This is a genomic window from Paenibacillus sp. M-152, assembly GCF_003856555.1.
GTDB lineage: Bacteria > Bacillota > Bacilli > Paenibacillales > Paenibacillaceae > Paenibacillus > Paenibacillus polymyxa_C.
The window spans coordinates 2,697,501-2,713,140 of record NZ_CP034141.1 but is presented as its reverse complement, the minus strand read 5'-3'; the positions used below and the strand labels follow the sequence as shown (position 1 = coordinate 2,713,140).

The window sequence follows — 15,640 nt, the reverse complement described above, 5'->3', positions numbered from 1 at the left end:
CTTATTGTGGCTGTAAGTTTGCGTAGCTCAGCTCTTTCTATCTTCTTTGGTAATCAAAGAGCTGTAGGCGGGAATCTTCACCGTATCTTTCTTTACTTTCAAATCCTTTGAGCTGGAGAAGACTACTTTCCTCTTCTGCTTATCCCAATCTTTCATCTGGAGGGTAACCGGCTCTCCTGACAGGTTATGATATATATACAATGTTTCTTTGCCTGAGGAACGTTTGTATGCCGCCACGTTGGCAGAACCTGCTTGGAACGGTTCTAGATTGTCGCTGCGAAGAGCCTCATGTTCTTCCCTCAGGCGGATAAGCGTACGGTAGCTTGCCAGCAGGGAATCATTGTCCCGCAACTGCGCTTCCACCGATACTTCGCCTTTGTTGTATTTGGGCTCCTCCCACTTCGTTTGACCGAGACCTTCTCCCTTGTACCAGCGCATAGGCTCCCGAAGAAACTCATCGGGCTTCTCTCCCTTCATGCCGATCTCCTCCCCGTAATAGAGAAATGGCTGGCCCGGCAGCGTCAAAAGAATGGATGCAGCCAGTTTGGCTTTTCGCACATCCCCGCCCAGCTCGCTCATAACACGGGTCTGGTCATGATTGCTTAGGAACGGAGCATCGAGTGCCGCCCTATTGTATGATTTGTACAGCTTTAGCGTTTTCTCTGCGAATGTTGCGATACCCTGATCCTGGCCGTTTTTCACGGAGTTCAAAATCGTTCCGCCCAGATCAAAATTAAACAGAGAGTGGAGCGATTCGTAATAAGGAGCTATTGTCTCCGGTTTATCCCATACTTCTCCTGCCAGATATACATTTGGATTTATCTTTTCCATCTCGGAACGGAACTCATTCCACCACGCAATGTTTTTATCTGCGCCATCCTTCGTTTGCCCTTTAAAAATATGCATCGCCGCATCAAGCCGGAATCCGTCTGCACCCTGCTGTAGCCAATACTTGCCGACTTTGATCATTTCCTTGCAGACTTCGGGATTGTCAAAGTTCAGATCCGGCATCCCCGACCAGAAGGTACCGTAGAAATACCCTTCGCCATTCGGATTTTTATGCCATACCTGCTGGCCCCATGATCCCTTCTCATCCAGATTTGTATTCTCATCTGCCCATACGTAATAGTCATGGTATTTGCTTTGCGGGTTGGCGCTGGCCTCCTTGAACCAAGGGTGCTCGCTGCTCGAATGATTGATAACAAGGTCGATGATCACCTTGACACCCTTTCTTTTCGCTTCTTTCGTCAAGGTGCGGAAATCATTCAGATTCCCGTACTGCGGGTCCACCTGATAGTAATCAGTTACATCATATTTATGGTAGCTTGGAGACGGATTCAGTGGCATGAGCCAGAGACCGCTGACCTGCAAATCCTTGCCCGAACGGGGATTGCCATCGTTTAAGTAATCAAGCTTTTGTGTAATACCCTTTAAATCACCATGTCCGTCCCCATTCGAATCATAAAAAGAATTAATATAAATTTCGTAAAACACGCCGCTTCCAGCAGAATTCGGAGGCTTATGCCCGTTCATATCCTGCTCGGCCATTGCACCTGAGGTGAACATCGTGAGCATAGGCACCGTTAACAGGATTGTGGACCATTTTCTTAAGCGTTGGTTACGAGTCAAAACATATCAGCTCCTTTAATTGTTATGGGTGCGCCTTCATTATAAAGAAAAACCACCCAAAAAAAGGGGATATTATTATCTATTATAGTGGAAAATATCGATTTTATTGTCTGATGTCGTTATCGAACAAACTGCCTGGGTTAGAGGATCTCTTGGTGATCCTTAACCCAGGCAGTTTGCTTGAAAGTCTATTTTTACCCTTTTACAGCGGAACCTACCGTCATCGCCCGCTCTACTTGTTCACTCAAGAACAGATAGACGAGTACCATCGGTAAGGAGGCAATAGTCATAACAGCACCCATCGCTCCCCAATCTGTACTATAAGAGCCTTGGAAGAAAAGCAAGCCTAGCGGCAATGTCTTCATATTTTCATCAGAAATGAGAATATAGGCCAAAGTGAATTCATTCCAGTTATTCAAAAACTGAAAAATGGCTACAGTCGCAATTGCAGGTAATGCAAGGGGTACAATGATTTTCAGGAACAGTCTATAAATATTAGCTCCATCCATGCATGCTGCCTCTTCAATCTCCTTAGGGATTCCCGTAAGGAACCCATAGAAAATCATGGACGAGAAAGGAAGGCCAATTGCGATATAAGGAAGAATAAGAGCTCCATACGTATTCGTTAGATTAAAATCGCGAACCAGAATCGCCAGCGGTATCATGATAACCTGAAGTGGCATAAACATTCCTATGGTCATATAAGTCCGGACGGTAGAACGAAATCTCCACCTCATACGAGCCACTGCAAAGGCAAACATCAGAGCCAGTAAAAGGATAAACAGAGTCGAAATCGTTGATACGACCAGACTGTTTAGAAAGTAACGGGGAATATTAAATTGTGTCCAGGCATTGATGTAATTTTCGTATCGAAAATGCGTTGGCAGTCCAAATGGGTTAGAGACGAAGATCTCATCGTTGTTCTTTAACGAGTAGGATACCATCCAAAACAACGGGTAGACCGAAACAATTAGATACAACCACAGTGGTATCTGCAGGGCAGCATGTCTGAACTTGCTCAAAGCGGTTTTACTCATTTCGTTCTCCTTTTCAATACACGCCTTATCAGGCGGTTTGTCCGCGGTCGAACAGCTTATTGATAACTACAGTTGCCAATAGCGAGATTAATACAAGTAGCACGGATACAGCACACGCATAACCATAGTTGCTCTCCATAAAAGCATAGCGATAAATCATGAATGTCAGTGTATAGTTTGTAGTACCGGGCCCACCATTTGTCATAATCAGCATCTGCACAAACGCCCCTATTCCAGAGGTTATCGCGATAATGAAGCAAAATTTGTACGTTTCTCTCATTAAAGGAAGCGTAACATGCAGATGCGCTTTCCATTTGCTGCAACCGTCAATCGTGGCAGCCTCAAAGTAGTCCTCGGGTATTGACTTAACTCCCGCATATAACAACGAGAATTGGTATCCCATAAACTGCCAAGCATTAACAAAGGCGATGGCAATAATGGATGTTGTTGGGGAGCTCAACCAATTTTGCTGATACGGAATGTTCAAGAGATCAAACAGTCGGTTGATTAATCCGTTGGTTGGATCATAAATTGCAATCCACAGCTGGCATACCACGGTTACCGATAGGACAACTGGGATAAAATAAGCGGTTTTCAGTATTTTCCGCCCGCGTGTACGTGGGTCCGCACAGATTAGTGCCAATATCGTTCCCAGTCCGATCTGAAAGACTGCCAGCACAATGGCAAAGATCAATCCGTTCTTAAGCGAAGTAGCAAGTAGAGGATCAGAGAACAATTCCCGGTAATTATTCAATCCTGAAAAGGTCAGTGTACTGAGGCCATCCCAATCATAAAAGCTGCGAAGAACGGTTTGCAAAACGGGATAGATTAGAATCACGCTATACAGTATCAAAGCAGGGAGGAGAAACAGTGCGAGCGCCGGTTTGTTCCCCAAATATTTATTCATGTCTTGCTTCCACCCCTTATCTTTGGAACAGCCCCCTCAGCGCCTTATGCGCCAAGGGTTGCCGTTCCCTGAATTCTCAGTTTTCTTTATTCAATGTGTTATTCAGATTACTTACAAAATCGTTTTCTGAAAAGTTGTCGACCATCATATTCTGAGTATTGTCATTAATCGTGTTCTGAATTTTTGTATTACTCAGAAGTTGAGCATATTCCTGCGCATTTGGTAACAACTCTTTAACAACTCGCTGCATCATTGCTGGAACATTGGAGGCCATTGGTTTATCAACTTTCACTGGAACAATTGGACTTCCAAGCTGGGAGTATCTGTACTCTGCTGATTTTGAGGCAAGGAATGCCGCTACCTTTACGGCTGTTTCCTTATTTTTGCTATTCGCTGATACTGCGTAACCTTGTGGAGAACCTGAGCCGTCAATAAAGTATTTGGAATTCTCGTAGGTTGCTTCATCCTTTGCAGGCCAGTACATCCAGTCGACTTGATCGCCCAGCTTTTCCTGGGAGCTGTAGATTTCCCATTGTCCATTTACGAACATGGCAGCTTTGCCCTGATAAAATAGGGACGATGCCTGATCATAATTGGTGTTCGTGGCGTTGGCATCGAACAATCCGGCTCTTTGCAGTTGCTTCATCTGCTGTGCCGCTGTTACGAATGCTTCTGGCAATGCTTTTACACCCTTCTCCTCAAGTGCTCCGAATCCACGTGGTTGCTCTCTTGTAACCAGCCCATTATAAAAAGCGGTCGTAATCCATTTTTCTTTAGCAAAGATTGACATCGGTACATAACCAGCAGCTTTCAACTTCTTAGCTGCATCGGCCATCTGGTCAATCGTCTTAAGTGGTGTCTTGATTCCTACCTTCTCAAAAATTGACTTGTTGTAATAGATCATTTGGAATTCAATACCAGTCTCGGGATAAGCATACACATGATTATCAGGAGCTACCAAACGCGATTCCACACCTGGGTTAAGATTCTTTTTGAATTCGGCAGTTGTGTCATAGTTGTCCAGCACCTCGACATTTTTCGATTTTGCAAAAGTTTGCAGGACAGGCCAATCCGCTAAATAGATATCTGGCATGTTGCCCGTTGCTGCATAAGTTTTAAGCTTCTGTCCCCCGTCCTGCACGGCAGGATCTAGTTCAATTTCTACGTCTGGCATCTTCTTCTTGAGCTCTTCCACCGCATAATCGAACGGCTTTATGGTATCGTCATCGAAATGCTGCGCATACACCTTCAATTTAATCGTTCCATCCCCTGATCCGTTATTGGAAGAGGCTGAGTTGTCTTCACCACAAGCGACCAATCCGACGGACATGGTGAGCACTAGCAAGGCTGAACTCCAAATTCTGAGATTTTTTTTCATTTGTTTTTCCCCCTTATGAAGAGTCTTTGATGATTACGCTTTCATTTGCTTGACTACAGTATACCGCTGCCTCTTTTCTTCTTTAAGGAATAAAACGGGTATTATCAGTAAAAAACGGGACAAATAGAGCAGCGGTCCTCCATATAGGAAAACCGCCAGGCTTAAATCGATGTGTTCTGCCTCACAAGGCAGATGCTACCTCTTTTTGAGTTGTTCATATTCTGTGGGTGTCATACCAAAGCGTTTCTTGAAACATTTGCTGAAATAATTAGGGTCACTGTATCCTACACTTTCGGCGATTTCTGACAGCTTCCGATTTCCTTTCAGCAAAAGCTCCTTAGCCTTCTTCATTCGGATGTGTGTAATATGATCCACTATGGAAAAGCCAGACTCCTTGCGAAATACGCGGCGCAGGTAGCTGGGATCGACGAATACTCCGCACGAAACCTGCTCAGCAGACAGCTCTGAGTCTGCATAATGTTCCTCAATATAGTTGATCGCCGCCGCAAATAAATTGGAAGCCTTCGTCGGACGCATATTCTCCATCAGTTGGATCAGCTTGCGGTATAGGGTGAGCATCCAACCTTCAGCTGCCTCCCAGGAATCTAACTCCCGCAGCCGTTCGTAAGGAGAATTGTCTCCTCCGTTTTCCCATAGCTGGTCATAAGGAATGCCTCGTTCACTGGCAAAGGAAAGGGCTAAAGATACGATTCCCATAAGCATCGCATCTGCGTATTCGTCTCCCCAGTTATATTTACTAAGCTGACGGATTGCCTTGCGGACCTCCTCTAGCGTTTCACTGTCTTTCATTCGGAGGTCAAGCACAACCGCATCGCGTAGATGGCCCAAATCAGGCATACCTGCTCTGCTATGCAACGCTTCGCCGCCCTGTCCCCTTAACTCTGCGCTTTCGCTCTCCTGTGGAAGCACTGGTAATTTCGGCTTAATACGCTCCAACATTGAAAGCATTTCTTCGGCATTGAACGGTTTCAGCAAATAATCCTGCACTCCAGTTCGAACGGCCTTCTGTAGATACTCAAACTCGTTATGCCCGGATATGAATACAATTACGATTCGTTCGAACTTGACTTTCAATCTCTGGGCTAATTCAATTCCGTCAATAAATGGCATATTGATATCAACGAGGGCAAGATGCGGCTGATGCCGCTCGGCTTCCTGAAGCGCTTCCCGCCCGTTCCTTGCTTCGCAGCAAACTCGAAAGCCGTGACTTTCCCAGTCTATCTTAATTCGCAGAAAGTCTCGGAACAGCGGCTCATCATCAACAATCATCACTTTATACATCTTGGTGTTCACTCCCCTTTGGCAGCGTTGGTAGTGACAGGTCAACAATGGTTCCCTCTCCGAGAACACTCTGCACGGATATCCCGTACTCCTCGCCAAAATACAGGCTCAGCCGTTGCTGAACACTGTAGGTACCGATTGATCGTATTCCTTCTTTCGGTAAATGTCTGGACATAATGTTCTGAACTTGAACTTCGTTCATTCCCACACCGTTGTCCTCTACCCGGACGATCACCCTATCGTTCTGTTTAAAAGCGAAAATACGGATAAAACCTTTGGTTCCTTTCTTTTTAAGACCATGGTAAATCGAATTCTCGACAAGTGGTTGGAGCGAGAGTTTCGGAATCGGTGTACCCGCAAGCTCTGAAGGGATATCCACTTCATAGCGGAACACATCGGGATAACGGATTTGCAGAATTGTCAGGTAATCATCCGTAATCTGAGCTTCCTTCTCTAAAATAATGAGTTCCCGTCCCTTATTCAGCACCATTCGATAAAAATCTGCCAGCGCCTTCGTAGTATCTCTAGCCTCATCATTACGATCCAACTCATTCAGTGCATAAATGGTATCTAAAGTGTTGTACAGAAAATGCGGTTTTATTTGAGCGGTCATCAGTGCAAGTTCATATTCACGCTTGCGGTTTTGTTCCTGCCTAACTTCATCCAGTAACTCCCTAATCCGTCTTATCATAAAGTTAAAAGCTTCAGCAATGGTACCGATTTCATCTTCTGTTCGGACTGTCGCAACCGATTGTAAATCGCCGGTTACTACTTTTCGCATGGCTCTAGTCAGTTGTTCGAGCGGGCTAACGACCATTTTGGACAGAAAGCTAGCACCGAGCCAGGAAAAAGCAAGACAGAATACGCCGATTAAGAGTGAAAGCCTTACATTTTGCCGGACATCAGCTGTAAGCAGGCTAAGAGAAACAATATTGACTAGCTTCCAACCCATTCGGTTATAATCATTGACCGTTACGAGATTGCCGCCGTCCTCAAATGAGCATGTTTTTGGGGACACATTAGATCCACAGCCTTGGATGGCCTCCGCCAACTGTGAACTCACTGGCTTCATCAGCATCCCATTGTCTTCTGCCACAGCCACACGCATCTCGTTATCTAAAAAATAATAAGATTTGTTCGTATCGGGATCGCTGGAACGAAAATAATCAGACAAACCTTCTTCCTTTACCAAAAGAAAAAGCGTTCCATAGGGGTCGCCGGTGTCTATATTAATGACCATCTTTCCCAGCGTCAAAACCGGAGAGTTTGGATCTGGTGTTAGGAAATCTCTTTTCTCCATATCAAACCAGAGTGCCTGTCCATAACTTTCAGATTCCCTTACCCGTTTGAGCATGCTATCGACTTTGCTATCGTCCCCACTTTCGGTATAAGAAGCGAAAATTGTCCCTTCAGTATCAATAAATACCGCCGCATCTACCTCGCGAAAGATAGACAAGTCAATAGATAGGCGGCTTTGCATCAGGTTTCCAAATTGAACACGATCCATAGCAGTATCAGGTCTAGCGCCGTATGAATCATACATGCGGTTAATATTCGTGACCATAATATTGGCCGCTGTTTCCACACTACTGAATATGTAGTCGGTCCGGGACAGGATAAGCTGCGATTCGTCCACTACGTTGCTGGTAGTTTGCTCTATCAATGAACGGCTGAAAAGTTGATTGGACACAAGTCCAAGAATGAGCAGAGAAATAATGATTAGCGGGAGAAATACCGCTATAACCTTGCTTTTAAAGCGAAGGCGACCAAACCACTTACGAGCTAGGGACAGAATATTCAAATAAACCCCCTCCGTCATCAAAGAATATTCATCATGTTAACACAACTAATCTGAACAGTAGTAGAACTAAAATATTGTTAAAAAAATTCAACGCTCCATCTTGAAAGTGGCAAAAGGATATGTTAGGATAAAGTCGATTTTTAGTAAAATTATTAACTAAAAAGGTGTGAGCTCTTTGGCAACCATTAAAGACATTGCCCGCGAAGCGGGTGTGTCTGCCGCAACCGTTTCAAGGGTTTTAAATAACGATCTGTCACTGTCCGTGAGTCCAGACACCAAAAACAGAATTTTTTTAATTGCTGAACAGCTTGGGTATAAGCCTTCCCGGCTGAGGCAGTTAAAGCGGAATACGGAACGTGCCGGGAAAACGGTCGCCCTCCTGCTGTGGTGTTCCATTGAGGAGGAAAGGGACGATCCGTATTACGCCTCAATCCGCCGTGGAATCGAACTGCGCTGTGAAGAGCTTGGCCTGACATTGGGGCAGACGCTGAGAGGCCGCTCATCTCTCGGCACCTTGCAGAAGGCGGACGGTCTGATTGTCGTAGGAGGCGTTGATCCTGAAGAGGTGTCCAAGCTGTATCCAGACAAGAACACCATTGTCCTTGTTGACCAGTACCATGAGCAGCTAGAATACGATTCCGTACGCCTCCATTTCCGGCAAGCGGTTGATCAGGCACTCGGACATCTGCTCGAGCTTGGCCACCGACAAATCGGATTTATCGGTGGCAAGAGCGACGGAGAGCGAAGGGCGCATTATTTTGAACGATTTATGCGGGAACGAGGATTGTACAATCCTCAATTCGTCCGGGTAGGCGCCTGGAGTACAGCGGATGGATATCTCATGATGAATGAGCTCCTAGCCGAGCAGGAACGACCAACAGCCTGCTTCGCTGCAAGTGATCCGCTCGCCATCGGTGCTCTCCGCGCCCTTCATGGACATGGAGTCAAGGTACCAGAAGATATGGCTGTTGTCGGCTTCGACGACATTGAGATGGCGGCCTTCGTTCAGCCTCCGCTAACTACAGTGCGTGCCTATCCCGAACAGATGGGAAAGGCTGCTGTGCAGCTGCTCTCTGAACGGTTTGAGGGACGTGAACCACCTGCGTACAGCGTGATCGGGACTAAGCTTGTCATACGGGAAAGCTCATGCTTAAACAGTAAAATCAATTCTTAAGAGTCATTTGTCATTGATAAGTATCCTTACGTAAGACAATCGAGATGATAACCCCTAAGGAGTGAATATCATGAACATTCATGTTAACGAGGCGCTTGGTTTGTTTCACCTGCAGTCCAAGGATTGCAGCTATATTATCCAGCTTGTAGAAGGATATCCTGCACATGTCTATTGGGGAGCTCAACTTCATCATGACCAAAGTCTTGCAAGTATATTGGAGCTTAGAGAACGCTGTTCCTTCTCTCCCACTCCCGATTCTTCCAGTCGTACGCTTTCTTTGGATACGCTTCCACAGGAATATCCACAGTATGGAACAAGCGACTTCCGTCAGCCGGCTTATCAAGTTGCGCTTGCCGATGGAACTCGGACTACAGAGCTAAAATATAGTGGTTACCGTATTGAACCGGGTAAACCCAAGCTCGAAGGACTTCCTTCCGTCTATACCGAATCAGATGATGAAGCAACAACTCTCTTGTTGTTCCTCGAGGATCAACACTCAGGCCTTAAGACTACACTGCTTTATACTGTGTTTGCGAACCACAGCGCCATTGCTAGGTCTACTCTTTTTGAACATAAGGGAAGCGCTGTCATGAATATTGAGCATGCGATGAGCGCCTCTGTCGACTTCGCCGATTCCAATTACCAAGCTCTCTATTTATCTGGTGCCTGGGTTCGGGAAAGACATATCCAGCGCCGCGATCTTGGGCCCGGCGCCATTCGCTTGGAAAGCCGACGGGGCTCCAGCAGTCACCAAATGAATCCTTTTCTGGCACTGCTTCGTCCTGATGCAACTGAAGATCGTGGGGATGTGTACGGCTTCAGTCTAATTTACAGCAGCAACTTCGTCGCACAGGCGGAAGTAGAGCAATTTAATCAGACTCGTGTAAGTATCGGAATCAATCCTTTTGACTTCTCCTGGCGGCTTGAACCGGGTCAGTCATTCCAGACTCCTGAAGCCGTGCTGGTCTTTTCCGAAGAAGGTCTTGGAGGCATGTCGCGCACCTATCACCGGCTCTACCGCACACGTCTGTGCCGGGGAACTTATCGCGACAAGGAACGCCCGATTCTCGTGAACAATTGGGAAGCCACATATTTTGACTTCGACGCCGATAAAATTGAGGCGATTGCCAAAGAAGCGGGACCTCTTGGAATTGAGCTATTTGTCCTTGATGACGGTTGGTTTGGCAAGCGTGACAACGATAACAGTTCGCTTGGAGACTGGTTCGAAGACCGCCGCAAGCTACCTGGTGGTCTTACCGATTTGGCCAAACGAGTTAATGAACAAGGATTACAGTTTGGCTTATGGGTTGAGCCGGAAATGGTATCACCTGATAGTGAACTGTACCGCACCCATCCCGACTGGTGCCTGCATGCAGAAGGTCGGCGGCGGACGGAAGGTCGATCCCAATTGGTGCTTGATCTCTCCCGCAAAGAAGTATGCGATTACTTGTACGAGACGCTTAGCTCCGTATTCTCGATCGCTCCAATTACTTATGTCAAGTGGGACATGAATCGTAATATGACGGAGATCGCTTCGGCTACTGCTACTAGCGAACGCCAAAAGGAAATTGCGCACCGTTATATGCTAGGACTTTATGATCTGCTGGAACGCCTGACCTCACGGTTCCCGGACATCTTGTTTGAAAGCTGTTCTGGCGGAGGCGGACGATTCGATCCAGGGATGCTCTACTATATGCCGCAGACATGGACCAGTGATGACACTGATGCTATTGAAAGATTGGCGATCCAGTACGGCACCAGCATCGTGTATCCGGCCAGTACTATGGGGGCCCACGTATCGAACGTGCCGAACCACCAGGTGGGACGAAACACCTCCCTCGCCATACGTGGCGACGTGGCAATGAGCGGGAATTTTGGCTACGAACTTGACCTTACTGCATTTACAAATGAAGAAAAAGAGCTCGCTGCCAGACAAATTGCCCAGTATAAAGAAATCCGCTCCCTTGTACAGCAGGGAGATATGTATCGACTTCTTAGTCCGTTTGAAGGCCGAGGCGATACTGCCTGGATGTTTGTTAGCGAGGACCAGTCCGAAGCTTTTGTCGCTTACTTCCGTGTGCTGGCTGAGCCAAATGGACCTATCCGGCGACTAACGCTAAAAGGACTTGACCCAGCCAAAAAGTATATAATCGAAACCGGTGCGACCGGCAATACTTCAGATCCTATTAATACCTCGACTGAAGATGGCGTTTCCCCTTTCCGTCTAGCGTTTGACGGCGAAATTTTTGGAGGTGACCGCTTAATGAAAATTGGGCTTGTTGTCTCGGATCTTACTGGGGATTTTGCCAGCTCTACCTTCCGCCTTAAAGCGATCTCTTGCTAATCAAAATGAAGGGATTTGCTTCAATATCGCAATAGGAAATAAAAAGAGAAACGGATTCGTTCTACAATGAATCCGTTTCTCTTTATTCAGACATCTCAGTTCATAACAGTCCTTGATTTTCCTTTTCCATATCATACTATACAATTTTAACCTGCTAGAGTCTGACTTCAATTTCTTATTATCTAGTATTCTAAAGATGTATGGTTCAGTACGGGAGGCATTGAAAGTACACTACTCGGTAGTTCCATCAAACTTGCTATTTCATAAGTGGGTTGAATGCCGGATGTATTTGTTTTTCCGGAAGGGTTGAACCAGCAAGTGTCAATTCCGTACTTATTCCCTCCTTGAATGTCCGAGGTTAAAGAATCGCCCACCATTAGGACCTTACTTTTATCTGAAATAGCTAGCTTGGTAAATGCGTAATCAAAAATTTCGGCCTGCGGCTTTTGGTAACCCACTTCTTCTGAAATAATTATCTGCTCAAACACATGACGCAGCGGGGAAAGCTGAATTCTGGAGGTTTGGACCTCTTTTATTCCATTCGTAATGATCGCCAAACGACACTCAGATAGTACGTCACATAATTCAACCGCTCCGTCCATCAAAAAAGCTCCTTCACCCAAATAACGTAAATAAGCAGCACTAAAGGCGTCTGGATTGAAGTCTAGCTTATGAACAGTAAACAATCGTTTAAATCTTTCCACCCGCAGCTGTGCCGAGGTAATAAGTCCTTCCTCTGCCTCTCGCCACAACGAACTGTTGATCTCATCATAGCTAGATTTATACTCAGTGGCCCCTTGCGGCAATCCAAATTGGGCAAACGTATTATGTAGCGCATGACTCTCTGCCATTTTAAAATCAAACAGCGTATCATCAACATCAAATAAAATAATTTCGTATTTCATAACGACCCCCAACCTCCATGTCATAACTTTGCTATATGGTTAAGTTCCATGAACTATAGACTTGTCCCAAATAGGATATAGAAAAACGGAAATAGACTATCAATACAGTATGATCTCCCGGTAATTATACAGAACCTCATTGATTCGTCAAGTCATGGAACACGCCATAATTGAATCAAACTTGCTGATCCTTGCTATTGTGCTCCAAATATCAAAAAAGTCGACTCCTTATAATAGGAATCGACCGTTTTAAAATCCTAGTGATTTTCATTAATCCATTCGGTTAATGTTTGATCAAAATAATGAGGTTCTTCAAACATCGGATTATGCCCACTATGTTCAAAAACCACCTTTTTTACGTTCGTATAGCTATCATCGACCCGATCCCATAATGAAACAGGTGCGACTAAGTAATCAGATCTCCCAAGACCAATAAACACGGGCTTATCGACATCCGCCAAGGACTGTATCAAATCCATCTTTCCGAAGGCTTCTCCCCATAAATAATCTATGATAGGCATGTTTGTGTGCACATCATTCCACATATAAGCTGCATCATAGGTATAATCATAAAAGCTTTGTGCTCCCATACGTATACACATGTGAACAAATCTTCTGTCGGGCTCTCTTTTGATATCATTCTCTAATAAAGCAATTTCCTTTTCAAAACGGTCCTTTCTTTCTGGACTGGCCGTTTCATAAAAGAATGAAAAGCTTTGCCGCTGTCTTTCTTGGCTGTTCGTAGGTGCTGAATTTAATAGCACCACTTTTTCAACATAGCCTGGGAATTGTTTAGCATATTCCAAAGCCATAAAAGCATGCCCGGAATGTCCTAATATAATAAATGTATCTAAATGAAGGCAACGTCTTGCTGTTTCTAAATCATTAATGACTTTATCCAAAGTATAGTCTTCTGGTTTTAAAGCACGAGTCGGTTTTGCAAACCCTCTATGATCTAAGAAAATAAACCGAAACTTTTTATATAAATGGTCTGAAAATAAGCGAGGATAATATACACTACTGCCGATCACCAATATCGGCTTTCCGTTACCTCTTATAGTATATTTCAGCTCAAATCCATCACTAATAACTGTTTGATAAGTGCTCATCTTCATCGTCTCCTTTTCTTCTTTAAATCACTCCCTTTCCGTTGTTTAAATCCCTTGTATTCTCCATAGATCGTTCCAGCACTATAACTCACCTCTGAAAGTCTGTTTATTTTATGAGAAAAGTTTAACATGATTTTTTTTAAAACAAAACCGAATTTGGATCTTCTCAATCTTGCCGTCAAGTCGGAGATACAAAGTGGCAAAAGGAAATTACCCGTAAACTTCAAGCCTTAAGTGTCCTCCAGCAGCAGCACTATACAAGGGAACAATCAGAATATTGTAGTGCTTTTAACCAAAGGCATGCCATGAGCCTTTCATATGAATGATAAATGAATCGGATATACAAAAAAAACACAGCCATTAAGGCTGTGCTCTTTTTTTGTGCTTGGCAACGTCCTACTCTCCCAGGACCCTGCGGTCCAAGTACCATCGGCGCTGGAGGGCTTAACGGTCGTGTTCGGGATGGGTACGTGTGGAACCCCTCCGCTATCGCCACCAAACATGAATTTACGGTGTAAATTCTTTTTCAGGAATCAGCATCGCCAAATGCTGTGTGTTTGTCCGTGTAACTTCAGCTACTTGAGCTGACGATATACTGAACTTACACCCTGAAAACTGGATCCGAAACTTCATTGCGCTTTATCTTAGGATAAGCCCTCGACCGATTAGTATTGGTCAGCTCCATGCATTACTGCACTTCCACCCCCAACCTATCTACCTCGTCGTCTTCAAGGGGTCTTACGTATTGGGAAATCTCATCTTGAGGGGGGCTTCACGCTTAGATGCTTTCAGCGCTTATCCCTTCCGTACATAGCTACCCAGCGGTGCTCCTGGCGGAACAACTGGTACACCAGCGGTACGTCCATCCCGGTCCTCTCGTACTAAGGACAGCTCCTCTCAAATTTCCTACGCCCACGACAGATAGGGACCGAACTGTCTCACGACGTTCTGAACCCAGCTCGCGTACCGCTTTAATGGGCGAACAGCCCAACCCTTGGGACCTACTTCAGCCCCAGGATGCGATGAGCCGACATCGAGGTGCCAAACCTCCCCGTCGATGTGGACTCTTGGGGGAGATAAGCCTGTTATCCCCAGGGTAGCTTTTATCCGTTGAGCGATGGCCCTTCCATGCGGTACCACCGGATCACTAAGCCCGACTTTCGTCCCTGCTCGACTTGTAGGTCTCGCAGTCAAGCTCCCTTCTGCCTTTGCACTCTTCGAATGATTTCCAACCATTCTGAGGGAACCTTGGGGCGCCTCCGTTACTCTTTAGGAGGCGACCGCCCCAGTCAAACTGCCCACCTGACACTGTCCTCGTACCGGATCACGGTACCAAGTTAGAACCTAGATACGATCAGGGTGGTATCCCAAGGATGCCTCCCTTCAAGCTGGCGCTCAAAGTTCTACGGCTCCCACCTATCCTGTACAGATCGTACCCAAATTCAATATCAAGCTGCAGTAAAGCTCCATGGGGTCTTTCCGTCTTGTCGCGGGTAACCTGCATCTTCACAGGTATTAAAATTTCACCGGATCTCTCGTTGAGACAGCGCCCAAGTCGTTACGCCATTCGTGCGGGTCAGAATTTACCTGACAAGGAATTTCGCTACCTTAGGACCGTTATAGTTACGGCCGCCGTTTACTGGGGCTTCGGTTCATAGCTTCGCCCGAAGGCTTACCACTCCCCTTAACCTTCCAGCACCGGGCAGGCGTCAGCCCGTATACTTCGCCTTGCGGCTTCGCACAGACCTGTGTTTTTGCTAAACAGTCGCTTGGGCCTTTTCACTGCGGCCCCCTCGGGCTATTCACCCTACCGAGGCACCCCTTCTCCCGAAGTTACGGGGTCATTTTGCCGAGTTCCTTAACGAGAGTTCTTCCGCGCGCCTTAGAATTCTCTTCTCGCCTACCTGTGTCGGTTTGCGGTACGGGCACCTTCTCCTGGCTAGAGGCTTTTCTTGGCAGTCTGAGATCATGACCTTCGCTACTCTAATTTTCGCTCCCCATCACAGCCCAGCCTTAACGATGTGCGGATTTGCCTACACATCAGCCTCACTGCT

General features: G+C 45.9%; 10 protein-coding genes and 2 rRNA genes (1 of these 12 running past the window's edge). 2 read left to right on the top strand and 10 right to left on the bottom strand.

What is annotated here, in order from left to right:
• Positions 1–27 precede the first annotated feature (27 nt).
• From EGM68_RS12170 to EGM68_RS12145, 6 genes are all read right to left on the bottom strand, one after another.
• Positions 28–1,629, bottom strand: a complete 1,602-nt coding sequence (locus EGM68_RS12170) for an alpha-amylase family glycosyl hydrolase (RefSeq protein WP_013371136.1) — start codon at positions 1,627–1,629, stop codon at positions 28–30.
• A 194-nt stretch (positions 1,630–1,823) separates the two neighbouring features.
• Positions 1,824–2,666 (bottom strand): carbohydrate ABC transporter permease, encoded by an 843-nt coding sequence (locus tag EGM68_RS12165; protein ID WP_013371135.1) that lies wholly within the window; start codon positions 2,664–2,666, stop codon positions 1,824–1,826.
• A 28-nt stretch (positions 2,667–2,694) separates the two neighbouring features.
• Positions 2,695–3,573, bottom strand: coding sequence for a carbohydrate ABC transporter permease (locus EGM68_RS12160; RefSeq protein WP_013371134.1), 879 nt, complete (start codon positions 3,571–3,573; stop codon positions 2,695–2,697).
• Between the two features lie 76 nt (positions 3,574–3,649).
• Positions 3,650–4,951 (bottom strand): ABC transporter substrate-binding protein, encoded by a 1,302-nt coding sequence (locus EGM68_RS12155; RefSeq protein ID WP_013371133.1) that lies wholly within the window; start codon positions 4,949–4,951, stop codon positions 3,650–3,652.
• A gap of 195 nt (positions 4,952–5,146) precedes the next feature.
• Positions 5,147–6,253: a response regulator transcription factor gene (locus EGM68_RS12150; RefSeq protein WP_025678391.1), complete on the bottom strand. Its 1,107-nt coding sequence runs from the start codon at positions 6,251–6,253 to the stop codon at positions 5,147–5,149.
• A complete protein-coding gene (locus EGM68_RS12145) occupies positions 6,246–8,054 on the bottom strand; it encodes a sensor histidine kinase (RefSeq protein ID WP_014599749.1) in 1,809 nt (602 codons plus the stop codon). The genes EGM68_RS12150 and EGM68_RS12145 overlap by 8 nt, the downstream gene beginning before the upstream one ends.
• 175 nt (positions 8,055–8,229) lie before the next feature.
• Here EGM68_RS12145 and EGM68_RS12140 point away from each other — a divergent pair, with 175 nt between their 5' ends.
• Both EGM68_RS12140 and EGM68_RS12135 read left to right on the top strand, forming a co-directional pair.
• Complete coding sequence (locus EGM68_RS12140; RefSeq protein WP_013371130.1) at positions 8,230–9,228, top strand: LacI family DNA-binding transcriptional regulator; 999 nt, start codon at positions 8,230–8,232, stop codon at positions 9,226–9,228.
• A gap of 70 nt (positions 9,229–9,298) precedes the next feature.
• Positions 9,299–11,572 carry an alpha-galactosidase gene (locus EGM68_RS12135; protein ID WP_013371129.1) on the top strand — a complete coding sequence of 758 codons (2,274 nt, stop codon included), beginning with the start codon at positions 9,299–9,301 and terminating at the stop codon, positions 11,570–11,572.
• 182 nt (positions 11,573–11,754) lie between these two features.
• On the opposite strand, the gene EGM68_RS12130 is transcribed toward EGM68_RS12135, so the two are convergent.
• The 4 genes from EGM68_RS12130 to EGM68_RS12115 form a co-directional block, all read right to left on the bottom strand.
• Positions 11,755–12,477, bottom strand: coding sequence for a YjjG family noncanonical pyrimidine nucleotidase (locus EGM68_RS12130; RefSeq protein ID WP_013371127.1), 723 nt, complete (start codon positions 12,475–12,477; stop codon positions 11,755–11,757).
• 257 nt (positions 12,478–12,734) lie between these two features.
• Positions 12,735–13,586, bottom strand: coding sequence for an alpha/beta fold hydrolase (locus EGM68_RS12125; protein ID WP_013371126.1), 852 nt, complete (start codon positions 13,584–13,586; stop codon positions 12,735–12,737).
• 383 nt (positions 13,587–13,969) lie between these two features.
• Positions 13,970–14,086 (bottom strand): 5S ribosomal RNA (rrf, locus tag EGM68_RS12120).
• Positions 14,087–14,231: 145 nt separating this feature from the next.
• Positions 14,232–15,640 (bottom strand): 23S ribosomal RNA (locus EGM68_RS12115) (it continues 1,518 nt past the right edge of the window).

Bases quoted from the DNA above. Each gene is read 5' to 3' on its own strand.
- EGM68_RS12165 (WP_013371135.1), bottom strand. From the start codon at position 2,666: ATGAGTAAAACCGCTTTGAGCAAGTTCAGACATGCTGCCCTGCAGATA.
- EGM68_RS12160 (WP_013371134.1), bottom strand. From the start codon at position 3,573: ATGAATAAATATTTGGGGAACAAACCGGCGCTCGCACTGTTTCTCCTC.
- EGM68_RS12155 (WP_013371133.1), bottom strand. From the start codon at position 4,951: ATGAAAAAAAATCTCAGAATTTGGAGTTCAGCCTTGCTAGTGCTCACC.
- EGM68_RS12150 (WP_025678391.1), bottom strand. From the start codon at position 6,253: ATGTATAAAGTGATGATTGTTGATGATGAGCCGCTGTTCCGAGACTTT.
- EGM68_RS12135 (WP_013371129.1), top strand. From the start codon at position 9,299: ATGAACATTCATGTTAACGAGGCGCTTGGTTTGTTTCACCTGCAGTCC.
- EGM68_RS12130 (WP_013371127.1), bottom strand. From the start codon at position 12,477: ATGAAATACGAAATTATTTTATTTGATGTTGATGATACGCTGTTTGAT.
- EGM68_RS12125 (WP_013371126.1), bottom strand. From the start codon at position 13,586: ATGAGCACTTATCAAACAGTTATTAGTGATGGATTTGAGCTGAAATAT.